Raw genomic sequence first — 17,541 nt, forward strand, 5'->3', positions numbered from 1 at the left:
CTAGCAAGGTCTTCCGATGTCCCCCGTCCCGTCGCACGTCACCGTCGTCAGCCACCCGCTCGTCCAGCACAAGCTGACCAAGATGCGGGACAAGACGACCTCGACGAAGACCTTCCGCGCCCTGATGCGCGAGGTGGCGACCCTGATCTGCTACGAGATCACCCGCGACCTGCCGATGGACCCCGTCCAGATCGAGACGCCGGTCGCCCCGACCACGGCCTACGAGATCGCCGGCAAGAAGCTGGTCTTCGCCCCGATCCTGCGCGCGGGCCTGGGCATGTGCGAGGGCATGCTGGACCTGGTGCCCTCGGCCCGCGTGGCCCACATCGGCCTCTATCGCGACCACGCCACGCTGGAAGCGGTCGAATATTACTTCAAGGCCCCGGAAGACATCGCCGGCCGCCTGGTCATCGTCGTCGACCCGATGCTGGCCACCGGCCACTCGGCCATCGCCGCCATCTCGCGCCTGAAGGCGGCCGGCGTCACCAACCTGCGCTTCGTCTGCCTGCTGGCCGCCCAACCTGGCGTCGAGGCGCTACAGGCGGCCCACCCGGACGTGCCGATCTGGACGGCGGCGGTCGACGCCGAGCTGAACGCGCACGGCTACATCGTGCCGGGCCTGGGCGACGCGGGGGATCGGACGTTCGGGACGCGGTGAGGGGGACTTGGGGGTGGAGGGCGGATCTATCGCCTGGCGATGAAGCCCGCATCGGTGACGGCAGTAGTCGCGCCAAGGGACAGCATGACCTGTGCCAATTCCTCCGTTAGCCGAACCCCGACAAAGCCGATCTCTGTCCACGAAGGGTGATGAAGGTCGACGTCTTCAAACAGAGCCAACGCATCTTCATCGCCTGGTTCGTCGAGGGGCGCATTGAACAGTGTGACCTCAGGGCCGGAACCAGCTTCAGCCCAGACGCGCGTCGCTAGAGAACGGTTTTCCGGCGACTCTACCAACCAAGCCGCGTCACCGAGATTGGGATTTTCCCGACTACCGTAGGCGGCTTCGAAGATGGTCAGAATTCGCATAACCCAAAAATCTCATCTCACGCCTTGATCTGCAACGGGTCGAGAGCCGACCTCCCGGGTCGGGTGCGATCCTTAAATCTCTTGGAGGCTGCAGCGTGCAGGGCTGATCAGGTCAGTCCGCCGACACCGCCTCCGGCGGCCGCGCGCGGCGACGCGAAGCGTCGTCCTTGAGTGACCTGATCAGCCCTGCGATCGTCTCGCCGTGAGATGTAAAGAGGGCGGCGCCAAAACCCCTCTCTCATGCAGAGAGGGAGGGGCCCGCCGCATAGCGGTGGGAGGGTGAGAGGGTAGGCGAAGCCCCTGGACGATCTTGGCGCTGTTGCGAGGGATGTGCCGGCACGCCGGCTGAGGGTGCAACCACTCACCCTCCCACGCTTCGCGTGGGCCCCTCCCTCTCTCTCAGAGAGAGGGATTCACGGGGATTGGACGCGCTGTATCCCCGGTATTCGCGAGATCGAAATCAGCGATTTCAACGCCTTCTCACTTTTACGCGCCTCTGAATGATCTGCGTTCAGAACCGCTGCACAATCAATCCCGTCCCCGTCGCAAGGGGAGGGCGCTTGGATCCGGCCCGAAGCGGCGACGGGGATAGGCTGAGCGGGGTCGCCGTTAGGTCCCCGGCTGGCTCGTCAGGCCACGTGGCTTACTCTTTAGGAGCGCACGTGGATGACGGACTTGTCGGGACAAGGCCGAGCGGCGAAACGACAGGGCGGTGATCGTACAAGCCGCCTATCGTGGATCGCCGAGCTGGAGACGGAATAGCCGATCCAGTTGGTCCACGCCCGTCCGGGGGTAGCGGAGGCCCGAGCAGATAACGCTCACGCCCGCCGTCCTCACGGCAGAGAACAGCCTGGCGGAGCGGTAAGCGAGCCGAAACGCATACAAACACTCACGGTCATCCGGGTTCGCCCGGCCGCTCCGTCGCCTCCCCACCAAACTTCAGCGGTAAACCGCGTGAAGCCGATGTCACTTGCCCCCACCTGGCCGCTTCGCGGCCGTCCGCCCCCGGAGGGGGCGGAAGGTTGGCGCGACGCCTTCTTCCCCCTCCGGGGGAGGAGCGCCGCAGGCGCGGAGGGGGCAAGTACGGGGATTGAGCACGCTGTATCCCCGGCGTTCNTGGCCGCTTCGCGGCCGTCCGCCCCCGGAGGGGGCGGAAGGTTGGCGCGACGCCTTCTTCCCCCTCCGGGGGAGGAGCGCCGCAGGCGCGGAGGGGGCAAGTGACCAAACCCCACCGCGACCCATCGTCCCAGATTCACGATTAACCGGGATTCACCACGCCTCGCGACCCCGCCTTAACCATCCCGCCTCATCCTGTATTGAAATGGGATTGGAGGGGCGGATGGCCCAGCACGTGGAAACCCTGGTGATCGGCGCCGGTCCGGCCGGCCTGACGACCGCCTATACGCTGGCCAAGGCCGGGCGCGGCGTGACCGTGCTGGAGATGGACTCCTCCTACGTCGGCGGCATCAGCCGCACGGTGGACTACAAGGGCTTCAAGTTCGACATCGGCGGCCACCGCTTCTTCTCGAAGAGCCAGGAGATCGTCGACCTCTGGAACGAGATACTGCCCGACGACTTCATCGACCGCCCGCGCCTGTCGCGGATCTATTATCGCGAGAAGTTCTACGCCTATCCGCTGAAGGCCTTCGAGGCCCTGGCCAACCTGGGCGTCCTGACGGCGGCCAAGTGCATGGCCTCGTTCGGCTGGGCCAAGTTCCGCCCGATCGCCGCGCCGACCACCTTCCACGAATGGGTCCGCAACCAGTTCGGCGAGAAGCTGTTCTCGATCTTCTTCAAGACCTACACCGAGAAGGTGTGGGGCATGAGCTGCGACGAGATCTCGGCCGACTGGGCCAGCCAGCGCATCAAGGGCCTGGACCTGGCCGCCGCCATCGTCGACGGCGTCAAGCGCTCGCTGGGCGTCAAGGCCAAGACGGGGGCCAAGGCGACAGGGGAGGGCGCGCCCAAGACCCTGATCGAGAGCTTCCGCTATCCCCGCAAGGGGCCCGGCATGATGTGGGAGGCCTGCGCCGCCAAGATCACCGCCCTGGGCGGCGAGGTCCGCCTGGGCCGCAAGGTCGACGGCCTGCACTACGACAAGCTGGCCAAGATCTGGACGGTTTCGGTCTCCGGCGCCGACGGCAAGAAAGAGATCTACACGGCCAACGACGTCGTCTCCTCGGCCCCGATCCGCGAGCTGATGCAGGCGGTTTCGCCCACCCCGATCAGCGTCTTCCACGCCGGCGAGCTGATGTATCGCGACTTCATCACCGTGGTGCTGATCGGCAAGCCGCAGAAGGAGCTGCCGGACAACTGGATCTATATCCACGACCCGTCGGTGAAGGTCGGCCGGGTGCAGAACTTCCGCTCGTGGTCGCCGGAAATGATCCCGGACGGCGTCTCGACCTGCCTGGGTCTGGAATATTTCTGCTTCGAGGGCGACGGCCTGTGGACCAGCTCGGACGAGGACCTGGTCGCCCAGGCCAAGCGCGAGATCGGCAAGATCGGCCTGATGGAGCCGGCCGACGTCTACGACGCCTGCGTGGTGCGCCAGCACAAGGCCTATCCGGTCTATGACGACGCCTATGCCGAGCACATCAAGATGATCCGCCTGGACCTGAAGATGCACTTCCCGGGCCTGCACCTGGTCGGCCGCAACGGCATGCACAAGTACAACAACCAGGACCACGCCATGATGACCGGCCTGCTGACGGCCGAGAACATCATCGCCGGCGAGACCCTCCACGACGTCTGGGAGGTCAACGAGGACGCCGAGTACGGCGAAGCCGGCGTCTCCGGGGCCCGCGAGGCCCTGCGCAGCGAACGCGCCGTGCCCAAGAAGGTCGCCGCCTAGGATGGGCCTTGGTCTCCAGCTCCGGCGGCGGCTTCCCGAAGGCTTGCGGGAACTGGCGCTCTACGGCCTGGCCAGCGCCCTGGCGCTGGGCGTCGACTGGGGCCTGCTGCTGCTGCTGACCAAGCTCGGGGTGAACTACCTGGTCGCCTCCGGCGCCGGCTTCACCAGCGGGATCGGCGTGACCTATGTCCTGTCGGTCTCGATGGTGTTCCGCCATCGCCCGGTCGCCGACCGTCGGCGCGAGTTCGTGGGCTTTCTCGGGGTCGGCCTGGCGGGCCTGATCCTGACCCAGGGCCTGATGGCGCTTTGGGTCGAGGCGCTGCATTGGACGCCCGGCCTGGCCAAGATCCCGACCGCGGGCGTCGTCTTCCTGTTCAACTTCACCGTCCGCCGAGCGCTGCTGTTCCGCGCGCCCCGCGTCGACGCCGCCCGGCCGTGAGCCTGGCCGACCGCGTCTCCTCGTGGGCCAAGGGAGCCTGGCCGGGGCTGTTGGCGGCCTTCGGCCTCTTCCTGTTGAGCCGCGCCTATCCGGGCGTCTATCACGACGGCCGCCTCTATGTGGCGGCCGCCCTGGCCAAGCTGGATCCGTCCGGCGTGGGCAAGGACCTGATGTTCGTCCACGACGGCCAGTTCGGCTTCAGTCTCTACACGCCGATGCTGGCGCAGCTGATCCGCCTGCTGGGGATATCGGGCGGGACGATGGCGATCGTGGCCCTGACCCTGGTCCTCTGGTTCGCGGCGGCGGCGCTGATGGTCGAGCGCTTCCTGGCCGATCGGCCAGCGGGCTTGCGCTGGGCGGCCCTGGTCTTCGTGGCCACGCTGCCCTCGCTGTACGGCCCGTTGAACGTCATCGGTTTCGCCGAGCCCTATGCGACGCCACGCGGTCTGGTCGAGGCCGCGGGCCTCGCGGGCATGGCGGCCTATCTGTCGGGGCGGCGCTTCCTGGGCCTCGGCGCCTGCGCCCTCGGCATGCTGTTCCACCCGATCATGGGGCTGTGTTCGGCCGCGGCGATCGCGCTGGCGCTCTGTCTCGAGGACCGGCGCTGGCTCTGGGCAGGCCTGGCCGGCGTCGGCGCCATCACCCTGGCTGGCCTCGCCCATCTGCCCGTCGCCGATCGCATCGTCACGGTCATGGACCCGGCCTGGCGCGCGGTGGTCGAGACCCGCAGCCCGATCCTGTTCACCTCCCTCTGGCCGATCGAGGCCTGGAGCCGTTTGGCGGTTCAGGCCTGCACCCTGGCGGCGGGTGCTTTCCTGCTCGAGGGCAGGGCTCGGCGTCTGGCGCTCGGGGCGCTTGTCGCCGGCCTGCTCGGCGTGGCCGTCGTCGCCGTCCTGGGTGACCGGCTGTCGCTGCTGCTGTTCCTGCAGGTTCAAAGCTGGCGGACGCTCCAGCCACTGGCGGTGTTGGCCCTGGCCTGCCTCGCTCCGCTCTGCGCCGAACTTCCCCGCCGCGGTCCTTCGGGCCTTATCGCCCTGGCCTTGCTGGGGCTCGGTTGGATGTTCCGCGACCTGGGCGCGGCGGGCCTGCTGACCGCGCCTGTCGGCCTGCTCTTCGTGGCGGTGGGCGGCGCGATGCGTTTCAGTCATCCGAAGCTGTTTTCCGGGTTGGCGGCCGGTCTCCTGGCGGTGGCGGCCGGCCTCTGCGTCCAGCTGTACGTCGCCGGCCTGGTCCACAAGCTCGGGCGAATCGACGCCTACAGCCAGACAATCGTCTGGTTCAGTGACTTGCCGGGACTGCTGATCGCCTCGGTTCTCGGCGTCTGGCTCGCCAGGGCCTGGTCTCCGCCGCCGATCGCGATCCGTCTCGCCGGGGCCGCCGTCGTCGTTTTGCTGGCGGCCGCGCTCTGGGACGATCGGAGCGCCTTCGTCCGCTTTCGCGACAGGGGGCCGGATCCGGCCCTGGTCGCCCTGACCGCGGCGCGATCGGGGCCGGTGCTTTGGCTCGGCGGCGATGTCGAACCCTGGGTGCTGATGGGCCGCTCCAGCTGGTCCGCGAAGGTGCAGGGGGCTGGCGTGGTGTTCTCGCGACCTCTCGCCCTCGAGATCCGGGATCGCGCCAGGCGTCTCACCGAGGCCGGCTTGGTGGGCCAGGACTTCGAGCGGCCGCTCACCGTCCCCGCGCGGCGCCCGCCTTCGCCGGAACGTAAGCGGGTCGAGGCGTTCTGCGCCGCGTCGGACGCGCCGGCATGGATCATCTGGCCCCGCTGGAGCGACGCGCCGCCGCCGGAGTCCGCGCTCGCGGCCCACGACTGGACGCCCGGCGCGCCGTTTGTGAATGACTTGCTTGAGCTGGACGCGAAACGCGCCCCCCGGGCTGACCGCTATGCCGTCATTCCGTGCGCGGGCGAATGATCCGGCTGGTCGGCGGTCTTGCGCGCCGTCAGGCGGTTGGCGCTCCAGCAGACGAAGTGCACGAAGGCGTCAGCCAGGCCGACCATCGCCGCCAGCACGAAGAAGCTCGAAATCATTAGGATCGCCAGAACCGACATGATGGCCTCCTGCCGTTCCATTTAGCGGCGTGACGGAATTTCGGTTCCCCTGGCAGCGCTTCCAAAAACCGAAAAGCCATCTAAATGGTTGACAACGTTGTCACGCTTCCGGTGAATGGCGCGTCCGCGCAAAGACGGATTCCACGAATATCGTCACTAGGGAGTGGTGCAGTGATTGCGGTGTTGAAGTTCAATTTCGGGGGTGTCGCCCAATGACCGACGCCGCGATCGCCAAGGCCGCGCCCAAGAGCGGGGGCGTCAAGCTCGCCATCGTCTATGTGACGTGCCTGTTCTTCATCTGGGCGCTGGTCACCAACCTGCTGGACCCGCTGCTGAAGACCATGAAGACGGTCTTCACCCTGACCCCGGTGGAAGCCAACCTGACCGGCTTCGCCTTCTTTATCGCCTACGGCGTCATGTCGATGCCCTCGGCGGCGTTCCTGTCGAAGTTCGGCTACGCCAAATCGGTGATGGTCGGCCTGGGCGGCATCGTCGTCGGCTGCTTCATCGCCATCGCCGCGGCCAAGCTGCACACCTTCGCCCTGGTGCTGACCGCCCTGTTCGTGATGGCCTCGGGCATCACCCTGCTGCAGGTGGCCGCCAACCCGCTGATCGCCTCGATGGGCCGGCCCGAGGACAGCTCGTTCCGCCTGAACCTGTCGCAGTCGTTCAACTCGCTGGGCGCGGCCTGCGGCCTGTGGTTCGGCGCCAATTTCCTGCTCAAGGGCGAGATCTTCCAGAAGGGGATCACGATCACCGAGCCGATGCGTGAGCAGGCCCTGGGCTTCGTCTCAAACGTCTATTTCGTGATCGGTCTGGGCCTGGCCCTGTTCATCCTGGCCATCTTCTTCGTGCGCCAGCGGATCACCGACGCCGCGCCGAAGACCGGCCACTTCGTCAACCCGCTGACGGCTCTGTCGTCCAAATGGGCCAATCTCGGCTCGATCGGTATCTTCCTTTACGTCGGCGCCGAGGTGGCGATCTCGCTGAACCTGCTGCTGTTCATCGAGCAGGCGCACATCCTCAACATCCCGGCCGAGCAGGCCGGTAAGATGACCACCTTCTACATGGTCTTCGCCATGATCGGCCGCTTTGGCGGCTCGGCCTTGCTGAAGTCGTTCAAGGACTACGCCCTGCTGACCTTCGTGGCCCTGGGCGCGATCGCGCTCAGCCTAGTCGTGATCCTCACCAAGGACATGGTCCCCAGCGCCCATGCCGGCGAGGTGAGCCTGCTGCTGGCCACGGTTCCGGTGACGACCGGTCTGATCCCGGCCTTCGCGGCCCTGCTGATCGGCCTATTCAACTCGATCATGTTCCCGACCATCTTCACCCTGACCCTGCAGCGCTCGTCGGCCCCGGCCTCGGCGACCTCGGGCCTGCTGTGCATGGCCATCGTCGGCGGCGCCTTCCTGCCGCTGATCTTCGGCAAGATCGAGGAGATGACCGGCTCCAAGTCGCTGGCCTTCGCCGCGCCGCTGATCTGCTACCTCTACGTCCTGTGGTTCTCGATCGCGGCCAAGAAGGCCCCGACCCACGAGATCGAGGAAGGCGTGGCCAGCGGTCACTGACCGAACACCCACTCGCACCTGCAAGCGCGCCCCGGGAAGTCCATCTTCCCGGGGTTCTTTTTTGATCTCAGTGGGCGTCGGGCGGAGGAGGGGCCGCGCCCGCCAGGGGCGGCGGCTTGCAGAACGGCGCCATGACCAGGGCCGCCAGGAACAGCACGGCCATGATGCGGAAGACGTCGTTGAAGGCCAGGGTCAGGGCCTCGCGGCCGACCACCCGGGCCAGCTCGCCCTGCATGACCAGCGCGGCCTGGGCGGCGTCGGGCGTACGCTCGGCGATGCGGGCGGCCAGGGTTCCCAGCGCGTCGGTTCCCGAGCGGCCGGCCTCGCCCAGCGCCTCGCCGAACCGGGCCACGTGGATCCGGGCGTTGTCGCCCAGCCAGGTGTTGACGACCGCGATGCCGATCGCGCCGCCCAGATTGCGCATCAGGTTGAACAGGCCCGAAGCGTAGCGCAGCTCGGCCGCCTCGAAACCGCCCAGGGCCAGGGTCACGCTGGGCACGATGCACAGCATGATCGCGAAGCCCCGCAGCGCCTGCGGGCCCAGCAGCGCCATGAAGCCCCACTCGCTGGTCATGTGCGAGGTCAGCCACAGCGCCGCGGCGAACAGGGTCAGGCCGATGCTGACGGTGATCCGGGCGTCCACCCGCGTGGACAGCCGCGCGGCGATCACGGTCGACAGGATCTGGGCGATGCCCGTGACCACAACCGTCGTGCCGATCTCCAGGCTGTCATAGCCGCGCACCCGGCCCAGGAAGATCGGGATCAGATAGGTCGAAGAATAGAGGCCGAAGCCGATCACCAGGTTGAACAGGCAGGCGAAGGCGAAGGTCGGCTTGCGGAACGGCGACAGCTTGACGATCGGTCCGCCTGATCGGAGCGAGCGCTCGATGAACAGGCCCAGCGCCACCAGGGTCACCCAGGCGGCGATGGCGATGCCGTCGTCCTCGAACCACTGCCGGCGCGGACCTTCCTCCAGCACGTATTCCAGTCCGCCCAGCAGCACGGCCATCGCGGCCAGGTGCGAATAGTCGATGGTCTTCAGCATGGAGAGCTTGGGCCGATCGACCTTGATCACGTTGATCGCCAGTAGCGTAACCAGAGCCCCTGGAACGATGTTGATGTAGAAGATCGAGCGCCAGCCGATGGCTTCGGTCAGCCAGCCGCCGACCGTCGGGCCCAGGGTCGGGGCCAGCACCGAGACCATGCCGAGGATCGCCGGGATCATCGCCCGCTGCGGGCCCGAGAACATGGCGAAGCCGGTGGCGAACACGGTCGGCACCATGGCCCCGCCGGTGAAGCCTTGCAGCACCCGGAACAGGATCATCGAGTTGATGTCCCAGGCCATGCCGCACAGGGCCGACGAGATCGTGAACAGCCCGGCCGACAGAGCGAACAGCCACCGGGTCGACAGCGCCTGGGCCAGGAAGGCGGCGAACGGGATCATCACCAGCTCGGCCATCAGATAGCCGGTCTGCACCCAGCTGATCTCGTCCGGTCCGGCCGACAGGCCCGCCTGCACGCTGTTCAGCGAGGCGGCGACGATCTGGATGTCGATCAAGGCCATGAACTGCCCGAACGCCATCACCGCGAAGATCAGGAACTTGGTCGGGGTGGGCAGGGCGCCCGGATCGATCGGCTTGGCGGCGTCGCTCATGGTCTGATCCCAGGGAGCGCCCCTTGAAAGTATGACGCCTATCATATTATATGCGTCATATAATCGAGGCCGCAAGATGCGTTACGACAACGAGCACAAGGCGCGCACCCGCCAGAAGGTGCTGGACGAGGCCGCCAAGGCCATCCGCGAGGAAGGGCCGCACCGCCTGGGCGTGGCCGGGGTCATGGCCCGCGCGGGCCTGACGCACGGGGGCTTCTACGCCCACTTTCCGTCGAAGGAGGCCTTCGTCGCCGACGCGATCGCCCACATGTTCGAAGGCGGGCCTACGGCCATGCTGGAAAAGGTGAAGGGCCAGCCGCCGCGCGAAGCCTTGACCGGCTACATCGACTTCTACCTGTCAGCTCGGCACCGGGACTCGCGGACAGGCGGATGTCCGTTGCCCTATCTGGCCGTCGACGCGCCTCGTCTCTCCGAACCGTCCCGCCAGCGCTACGCCAAGGGCGTGGCCCATCTGACGGGCATCATCGCCACGCACCTCTCGGCCCTTGGCCGCGACCACCCCGAGGACGAGGCCAGCTCGACCCTGGCCGAGCTGGTCGGGGCCGTGACCCTGGCCCGGGCCGAGCCCGATCCGGACCGTTCCAACGCCATTCTCGAACGCTCGCGCGCGCACCTGAAACGCCGCCTCGGCCTGGAGGCCGCCCAATGACCGACGCCACCTTCGAAGACGCCTCGGGCGTCGCGACCAAGCAGACCGTGAAGGCCCGCAAGGCCCCGTTCTCGCGCAAGACGGTGCTGGCCGTGGGCGGCGCGCTCGTCGTGGCGGCCGGCGGCGCGGCGCTGATCGCCATGCCCAAGGGCTCGGTCTCGACCGACGCGGCCTATGTCCAAGCCGACAGCTCCAGCGTCGCGCCCAAGGTGCGCGGCCTCGTGGCCCAGGTGCTGGTCGGACACAACCAGACGGTCAAGCGCGGCGACGCCCTGGTCCGCATCGATCCCGAGGAGTTCGACGCCCGCGTCGCTTCGGCCGAGGCCGACATCGCCAATGCCGAGGCCGCCGCCGCCAGCGCCCGCGCGGCCTTGATCTCGCTGGACGCCGAACAGCGCCTTGCGGGCTCGAACATCCGCGCCGCCCAGACCGCGATCGCCGCCGCCGACGCCGAGAACGTCCGCGCCCAGGCCGACCGCAAGCGCTATGAGGACCTCGCCGACAGCGGGGCGGTGGCGCGGCGCGATGTCGAACGCTTTCGCGCCGCCGCCGTTGGCGCCCAGTCGGCCGCCGATCGCAGCCGCGCCCAGCTGTCCGTCAGCCAGGACGAGGCCGCCGTCACGGGCGCCAAGCGCGCCACCCTGTCGGCCAACCTCGCCCAGGCCCAGGCCGCCGTGGCGCGCGCCCGCGCCGCCTTGATCCTGGCCCGCCAGGACCAGAACCATACCGTCATCGTCTCGCCGATCGATGGCGTGGTCGGCGATCGCCAGGCCGAGCCTGGCGACTACGTCCAGCCCGGCACGCGGCTGATGACCATCGTACCGATCAAGGCGCTCTACGTGACCGCCAACTTCAAGGAGACTCAGGTCGAGCGGATGCTCCCGGGGCAGGAAGCGACGATCAAGGTCGACGCCCTGGGCGGCAAGACGCTGAAGGGTCACGTCGAGAGCTTCGCTCCGGGCTCGGGTTCGCAGTTCTCGCTGCTGCCGTTCGAGCCGGGCACGGGCAACTTCACCAAGATCGTTCAGCGCGTGCCGGTCCGCATCCGCATCGATCCCGGCCAAGCCGAGGTCGCTCGGCTGCGGCCGGGACTGTCGACCACGGTGAAGGTGCGGCTGGAGGACTAGGTCTTCCGGCTCCGCGGACTGGCGCCGGTCCAGCGCTTGAAGGCCCGGGAGAAGGCGCTGGTTTCGGAGAAGCCGACCAGATAGGCGGTCTCGTTGACCGATAGGCGCTCGAGATAGGTCTCGGCCATCTTGTGACGCAGGGCGTTCAGCACGCGGTCGAAGCTGGCTCCTTCGGCGCGCAGGCGGCGATAGAGCGTCTGGCGGCTGAGGCCCAGCGCCTTGGCGATGTCGTCCATGGCCAGTTCGCCGGTGTGGAGCCGCGGGATCAGCAAGGCCTCGACCCGGCCGCGCGTGGTCTTCGTGGCTTCCAGGCTCTTGAGCAGCGCGTCGGCGTGGCCGTTGAACATGCCGAACGCGTAGCGGTTGGGACGATGGATCTCGAGCGCCAGCCACGCCTCCTCGATACGCAACGCGTTCCAGGCCGCGCCGAAGGTCACCGGCGCCCGCAGGATCCGCTCGTACTCGGCGGCGTGGGCGGGGCGCGACCGGGTCAGATGCACGGCGCGGACGAAGGCGAAGTCCGGATAGTGGCGGGCCATTTCGCAGACGAACCGGCCCAGCGCCGCCTCGACCAATTCGGGGAAGTCCTCGGCGTTCGAGCAGCGGTCCTCCAGCCACAGCTCGCCGTCACGGCGCGCCAGCTGGAAGCGCGGACCGTCGGAGACGCCGTCGACCTCGACCACCAGCCGCGAGAAGCGGTTCAACTGCTTCAGCGCCCCGCCCATGGTGTCGGCCGACTGGCAGATCAGGCCGACGATCGACATCTGTTCGAAGCGGGTGGCCTCTGGGAACTTCAGGGCCAGGGCCGGCTCGCCGGTCATCGCCTGGCCAGCTCGGTAGAGCGCCTTGTAGGCCGCCAGCGGCACACGGGCGTCCTGGTCGGCGAAGTCGACCGGGCGGACGCCGGTCCGCGCCAGCAGGGCGTCCCGATCCGCGCCCAGCGACACGGCGAACGCCAGCAGGGCGCTGAAGAACCCGCCCGATACGGTCGCCTGGGTCCGCACGCTCTCGCCGGGGCCGCTTTCGTGGGGGACGCTCGCCATGGGCCGAGCGGTAGCAGGGTGATCGCCAGGGTCAAGTTCATGGCGCTGCGCGTCATGGCTCCGGCCGGCGTTGATCCCTAGCCTGGCTCCGAGGGATGCTTGTCGGGACGGGATTTGCGTATGAAGTCGACCGCCGCCAAGGCGCTGAGCCTTTCGGCCGCCGCCTGGTTCGTCGCCCTGGTCGGAGGGCTCTGGGCTTTCGGGATCTATATCGTCGGCCTCTACGGCGTGGGCGCGGCGACCGGGAACTGGGAGCGCTGGAACGCCGTGCTGCCCAGCGGCCACGGCTATACGCGCGGCGACACGGCGGGGAACCTGGCGCTGGGCGTCCACCTGCTGATGGCGGTGTTCGTCACCTTCGCCGGCGCGATGCAGTTGGTTCCGGCGCTGCGAGCGAAAGCGCCGGCCTATCATCGCTGGAACGGGCGGATCTTCATCGCGGTGGCCTTCGCTATCGCCGGGTCAGGCCTCTACATCGCCTTGACGCGGGGTGCGGTGGCCGGGGTCTACATGGCGGTCGGCAATACGCTGAACGCCGTGCTGCTGATGACCTGCGCGGGTTTGGCGCTGAAGTTCGCCGTGAAGCGGCGGTTCGACCTTCACAGGCGCTGGGCGCTGCGGGCCTTCGTTCTGATGTTGGGCGTCTTCTTCTATCGCCTGGGCATGATGCTGTGGTTTGTCGCCAATCGAGGCCCTGTCGGCCACACCGACGCCTTCGACGGCCCGTTCGACATCTTCCTGGCCTTCGCCCACGTCCTGCTGCCCCTGGCCGTGCTGGAGCTCTATCTGCTGGCGCGAGACAAGGGCGGGGTCCTCGCCAAGTGGGCCATGGCCGGCGGGATGACGGTGGCCACCCTGGCGACGGCGGCGGGCGGGTTGCTGGCGGCGATCGGTCTGTGGTTGCCGCGTCTTTAGGCAGATCAGTTTTCCTGAAGGAGCCTGTGGAAAAACCTCGCTCGTAAATCCCACCGCGCGGCACGACATTGACGCCTTGAGTTGCCAAGGAACGAACATGGCCGCCGCCCAAGCTAAAAGCAGCCGCTTCATCAGCGGGTTCGGGATCCAGGTCCTGGCCGCCATGGTCGTGGGCCTGGGCCTCGGCTTGCTGGCGCGCAACCTGGGACCGGCGGAAGGGCAGGCGGGCTACGTCCTGGCCGAGACCCTGCACCAGGTCGGGGCGATCTTCATCCAACTGCTGCGCACCCTGGTGCCGCCGCTGGTGTTCACGGCCATCGTCGCCAGCATCGCCAATATCGCCCAGATGCAGAACGCCGCCCGCCTGGTCTGGCGGACCCTGTTCTGGTTCGCGGTCACGGCCCTGATCGCGGTGCTGATCGGCATCGCCCTGGGCTTGATCCTGCAGCCGGGCCTGCATACGTCGGTCGCCGCCGCGGCCGCCAAGGCGCCCAAGACCCATGGCTCGTGGCTGGACTTCCTGACCGGCCTGGTGCCCGGCAACATCCTGGGCCTGGCCGCCTCGACCAAGATCTCGGACGCCGGCGCGGCCACGACCTCGCTGTCGTTCAACGTCCTGCAGATCGTGGTGATCTCGCTGGTCGCCGGCGTCGCGGCCCTGAAGGTCGGCGAGGCGGGCGAGGCCTTCCTGAAGTTCAACGCCTCGGCCCTGGCCATCGTGCGCAAGGTGCTGTGGTGGGTGATCCGCCTGACGCCGATCGGCACCATCGGCCTGTTCGGCAACGCCGTGGCCCAATATGGCTGGACCACCCTAGGCCAGCTCGGGGCCTTCACCGGCGCGATCTATCTCGGCCTGGCCCTGGTGCTGCTGGTCGTCTACCCGACGATCCTGGCGCTGAACGGCCTGAATCCGGTGAAGTTCTTCCAGGGCGCCTGGCCCGCGATCCAGCTGGGCTTCGTGTCGCGCTCGTCGGTCGGCACCCTGCCGGTGACCGAGGCGGTGACCGAGACCAGCCTGGGCGTGCCGCGCGCCTATGCCGCCTTCGCCGTGCCGTTCGGTGCGACCACCAAGATGGACGGCTGCGCGGCCATCTATCCGGCGATCTCGGCGATCTTCGTGGCCCAGTTCTTCGGCGTGCACCTGGGCGTGTCGGACTATTTCCTGATCGTCTTCGTCTCGGTGATCGGTTCGGCCGCCACGGCGGGCCTGACCGGCGCGACAGTGATGTTGACCCTGACCTTGTCGACCTTGGGCCTGCCGCTGGAAGGCGCGGGGCTGCTGCTGGCCATCGACCCGATCCTGGACATGGGCCGCACGGCCGTGAACGTCGCCGGCCAGGCCCTGGTCCCGACCATCGTGTCCAAGCGCGAAGGCATACTGGACCTCGACATCTACAACGCCGCTCGCGTTCCGGCCGAGGCGACCCTGCACGCGGCCGAATAGGCGAGCGCGGTTGCGCCCCCAAGTTGGTTGCAAGAGGGCCCTTTAGCGGCGATTTTGCCCGCTTGGTGAAGCGTCCCCGGGGGATTCCATGACTTTGAAGACGGCGAACGGCGCCCCCGTGGGGGCGAGCCGGCGCGGCTTCCTGTCCGGCGCGGCGGCCTTGGCGGGCCTGGCTGTCGCGACCCCGCGCGCCTTCGCTCGAGCCTCCAATCGCGTCGAGGCCCTGCTGGCCCAGATGACGATCGAGGAGAAGGCCGGCCAGCTGTCGTGCTTCGCCGACATGATCCGGCCGCCGATCGGCGACATGAACCCGCTGGTCAACATCCGCAACGCCCAGACCCTGACCGCCGAGGTCAAGGCCGGGCGGATCGGGGTGCTGATGAACGGCGTCGGGGCCCAGGCCGCCTACGACACCCAGAAGGCCGCGGTCGAAGGCTCGCGCCTGAAAATCCCGCTGCTGTTCGCCGCCGACGTGATCCACGGCTTCCGCACCGTGTTCCCGATCCCTCTGGCCGAGGCCGCCAGTTTCGATCCGCACCTGGCCGAGCGCACCGCCCGGGCGGCGGCCGTCGAGGCCACGGCCACGGGCTTGCACTGGACCTTCGCGCCGATGGTCGACGTCGCCCGCGATCAGCGCTGGGGCCGCGTGGCCGAGGGCTCGGGCGAGGACGTCTTCCTGGGGGCGGTGATGGCCGCCGCCCGCGTGCGCGGCTTCCAGGGCAAGGACCTGAAGGCCGACGACAGCATGCTCGCCACGCCCAAGCACTTCGCCGCCTACGGCGCGGTGACGGCGGGGCTGGAATACAATTCCGTCGAGCTGTCGGAAGCGACCCTGCGCGAGGTGCACCTGCCGCCGTTCCAGGCCGCCTTTGCGGCGGGGGCCCTGACCGTGATGTCGGCCTTCAACGACGTGAACGGCGTGCCCGCCACCGCCAACAAGCGCCTGCTGACCGACCTGCTGCGCGGGGAGTGGGGTTTCAAGGGCGTGGTCATCTCGGACTACACCGCCGACCAGGAGCTGGTGGCCCACGGCTTCGCCGCCGACGACCGTGACGCCGCGCGCCTGGCCATCCTGGCCGGCGTCGACATCAGCATGCAGAGCGGCGTCTACATTCGCTATCTGCCGGAACTGGTCGCCTCGGGCGCGGTGCCGATGGCGACCGTCGACGCCGCCGTGCGGCGGGTGCTGTCGCTGAAGGAGGCGATCGGCCTGTTCGACAATCCCTATCGCTCGCTCGATCCCAAGGCCGAGGCTGCACACACCGCCACGCCGGCGATGCGGGCGCTCAGTCGGGAAGCCGGCGGTCGGTCGATCGTGCTGCTGAAGAACGACCGCGCCCTGCTGCCTTTGCCCAAGGCGGGCAAGCGCCTGGCGCTGATCGGCCCCTTCGCGGACGATCGCGAGAATGTACTGGGCGCTTGGGGCGGCTTCTTCGCCGACCGGCGGCTGAACGTCGACCTGGCCACGGGGCTGCGGGCCCAGATGGCCGACCCGAACAGCCTGATCGTCGAGCGCGGTTGCGAGGTCGAGACCACCATCGCCGGTGGCTTCGAGCGGGCCGTGGCCGCGGCGCAGGCCGCCGATATCGTCCTGCTGGCGATCGGCGAGAGCCAGGACATGACCGGCGAGGCCAAGTCGCGCACCGACATCCGCATCCCCGCCGTGCAACAGCGCCTGGCCGAGGCGATCGCCGCCACCGGCAAGTCCGTCGTCGTCCTGCTGCGCCACGGCCGCGCCATCGCCCTGGAAGGCGTGGTGCGCGACGCGCCTGCGATCCTGGCCACCTGGTTCCTGGGCAGCGAGATGGGCAACGCCGTGGCCGACGTGCTGTTCGGGGCGGTGAACCCGTCGGGCCGCCTGCCGGTCAGCTTCCCGATCGACAGCGGTCAGGAGCCGTTCTTCTACAATGGCCGCACCACGGGGCGTCCGGCGCCCGCGGATCCGAACGGCCAGGAGTACAAGGCGCGCTGGCGCTCGATCCGCAACGACGCCCTATATCCGTTCGGCTTCGGTCTGACCTACGCCAGCTTCGCGGTCTCGGACGTGAAGCTCAGCACCGCGCGTCTGGCTTGGAATGACACGCTGCACGTCACCGCCAAGGTGCGCAACGTCGGTCAGGTTCACGGCGAGCACGTGGTCCAGCTGTATATCCGCGATCGTGTGGCCAGCCGCACGCGGCCCGTGCGCGAGCTGAAGGGCTTCCAGCGGGTGTCCCTGGCTCCGGGGGCCGAGCGCGAAGTCAGGTTCGAGCTGAAGCGCGAGCACCTGATGTTCGTCGGCGACAATGACTACTGGCTCGCCGAACCGGGCGTTTTCGACGTCTGGATCGCCAATTCCTCGGTCGATGGCCTGGGCGCGAGCTTCGAGCTGCTGGCGGCGGGGCAGGGCTGAAGCCGAATCGATCCGTTAGGAAATTGGTCTTGAATGTGGCGGGCGCGGCTTTTCGTCGCACTTGGACTGGTCGTCGGAAAGCAAAATACGGCAATATCGGAACAGTGAACGGATGATCCAGGTCCAGGCCAGGCCCTTGTCTTGCAAGGCTTTGTTGCAATTCTAGGCGTCAAAATCGGCTCGACTCGGGGCTTGGTCGCTCGCAAGAGTAGCGCTGCGTCCGCATGTCTCGTTGAAAGGTCTTGGAAAGGAAATAAGGTTACGCCGATCAGGCCGTAGTGCGGCTTGTTGTCGGGACGCTTGAGTTGGGGGGCGTCTCCAGATTGCTATGTGACGCGCTCGGGGGCGTGTCCACCCAG

General features: G+C 68.0%; 14 protein-coding genes. 10 read left to right on the top strand and 4 right to left on the bottom strand.

Annotated elements, in window-relative coordinates; translation table 11 throughout:
- The first annotated feature begins 16 nt into the window (after positions 1-16).
- A complete protein-coding gene (gene upp / locus ASC70_RS11205; protein ID WP_047408948.1) occupies positions 17-658 on the top strand; it encodes a uracil phosphoribosyltransferase in 642 nt (213 codons plus the stop codon).
- Between the two features lie 26 nt (positions 659-684).
- Here the strand turns inward: upp and ASC70_RS24955 are convergent, their stop codons facing one another.
- Positions 685-1,026 carry a hypothetical protein gene (locus ASC70_RS24955; RefSeq protein ID WP_156136801.1) on the bottom strand — a complete coding sequence of 114 codons (342 nt, stop codon included), beginning with the start codon at positions 1,024-1,026 and terminating at the stop codon, positions 685-687.
- A 1,339-nt stretch (positions 1,027-2,365) separates the two neighbouring features.
- Between ASC70_RS24955 and ASC70_RS11210 the strand changes: the two genes are divergently transcribed.
- The 3 genes from ASC70_RS11210 to ASC70_RS11220 are packed head-to-tail and all read left to right on the top strand — an operon-like array spanning position 2,366 to position 6,232.
- The gene (locus ASC70_RS11210) at positions 2,366-3,880 is read left to right on the top strand and encodes an NAD(P)/FAD-dependent oxidoreductase (RefSeq protein WP_056050054.1); all 1,515 of its coding nucleotides are present in this window, start codon (positions 2,366-2,368) and stop codon (positions 3,878-3,880) included.
- Between the two features lies 1 nt (position 3,881).
- The gene (locus ASC70_RS11215) at positions 3,882-4,319 is read left to right on the top strand and encodes a GtrA family protein (RefSeq protein WP_056050056.1); all 438 of its coding nucleotides are present in this window, start codon (positions 3,882-3,884) and stop codon (positions 4,317-4,319) included.
- Positions 4,316-6,232 (top strand): hypothetical protein, encoded by a 1,917-nt coding sequence (locus ASC70_RS11220; RefSeq protein WP_056050058.1) that lies wholly within the window; start codon positions 4,316-4,318, stop codon positions 6,230-6,232. The genes ASC70_RS11215 and ASC70_RS11220 overlap by 4 nt, the downstream gene beginning before the upstream one ends.
- Here ASC70_RS11220 and ASC70_RS11225 read toward each other — a convergent pair.
- Positions 6,202-6,369: a hypothetical protein gene (locus ASC70_RS11225; protein WP_156396183.1), complete on the bottom strand. Its 168-nt coding sequence runs from the start codon at positions 6,367-6,369 to the stop codon at positions 6,202-6,204. The two genes, ASC70_RS11220 and ASC70_RS11225, sit on opposite strands and share 31 nt — an antisense overlap.
- Positions 6,370-6,581: 212 nt before the next feature.
- Here ASC70_RS11225 and ASC70_RS11230 point away from each other — a divergent pair, with 212 nt between their 5' ends.
- The gene (locus tag ASC70_RS11230) at positions 6,582-7,937 is read left to right on the top strand and encodes a sugar MFS transporter (RefSeq protein ID WP_056050062.1); all 1,356 of its coding nucleotides are present in this window, start codon (positions 6,582-6,584) and stop codon (positions 7,935-7,937) included.
- 67 nt (positions 7,938-8,004) lie between these two features.
- Here ASC70_RS11230 and ASC70_RS11235 read toward each other — a convergent pair whose 3' ends face one another.
- Positions 8,005-9,591 (bottom strand): DHA2 family efflux MFS transporter permease subunit, encoded by a 1,587-nt coding sequence (locus tag ASC70_RS11235; protein ID WP_056050065.1) that lies wholly within the window; start codon positions 9,589-9,591, stop codon positions 8,005-8,007.
- 76 nt (positions 9,592-9,667) lie between these two features.
- Here ASC70_RS11235 and ASC70_RS11240 point away from each other — a divergent pair, with 76 nt between their 5' ends.
- Both ASC70_RS11240 and ASC70_RS11245 read left to right on the top strand, forming a co-directional pair.
- On the top strand, positions 9,668-10,261 hold the full coding sequence (locus ASC70_RS11240) for a TetR/AcrR family transcriptional regulator (RefSeq protein ID WP_056050066.1): 594 nt from the start codon (positions 9,668-9,670) through the stop codon (positions 10,259-10,261).
- Positions 10,258-11,388 carry an HlyD family secretion protein gene (locus ASC70_RS11245; RefSeq protein WP_056050068.1) on the top strand — a complete coding sequence of 377 codons (1,131 nt, stop codon included), beginning with the start codon at positions 10,258-10,260 and terminating at the stop codon, positions 11,386-11,388. Before ASC70_RS11240 ends, ASC70_RS11245 begins: the two co-directional genes overlap by 4 nt.
- Here the strand turns inward: ASC70_RS11245 and ASC70_RS11250 are convergent.
- Positions 11,385-12,431 carry an AraC family transcriptional regulator gene (locus ASC70_RS11250; protein WP_056050070.1) on the bottom strand — a complete coding sequence of 349 codons (1,047 nt, stop codon included), beginning with the start codon at positions 12,429-12,431 and terminating at the stop codon, positions 11,385-11,387. The two genes, ASC70_RS11245 and ASC70_RS11250, sit on opposite strands and share 4 nt — an antisense overlap.
- Before the next feature lie 120 nt (positions 12,432-12,551).
- Here ASC70_RS11250 and ASC70_RS11255 point away from each other — a divergent pair, with 120 nt between their 5' ends.
- From ASC70_RS11255 to bglX, 3 genes are all read left to right on the top strand, one after another.
- Positions 12,552-13,346, top strand: coding sequence for a DUF2306 domain-containing protein (locus tag ASC70_RS11255; RefSeq protein WP_056050072.1), 795 nt, complete (start codon positions 12,552-12,554; stop codon positions 13,344-13,346).
- Between the two features lie 97 nt (positions 13,347-13,443).
- Entirely contained in the window at positions 13,444-14,790 is a 1,347-nt protein-coding gene (locus tag ASC70_RS11260) for a dicarboxylate/amino acid:cation symporter (RefSeq protein ID WP_056050074.1), read from the top strand.
- Positions 14,791-14,878: 88 nt separating this feature from the next.
- Positions 14,879-17,182, top strand: a complete 2,304-nt coding sequence (gene bglX / locus ASC70_RS11265; protein WP_056050076.1) for a beta-glucosidase BglX — start codon at positions 14,879-14,881, stop codon at positions 17,180-17,182.
- Positions 17,183-17,541 lie beyond the last annotated feature (359 nt).

Source organism: Caulobacter sp. Root343, from assembly GCF_001425745.1.
In the GTDB taxonomy this organism is placed as follows: Bacteria; Pseudomonadota; Alphaproteobacteria; order Caulobacterales; family Caulobacteraceae; genus Caulobacter.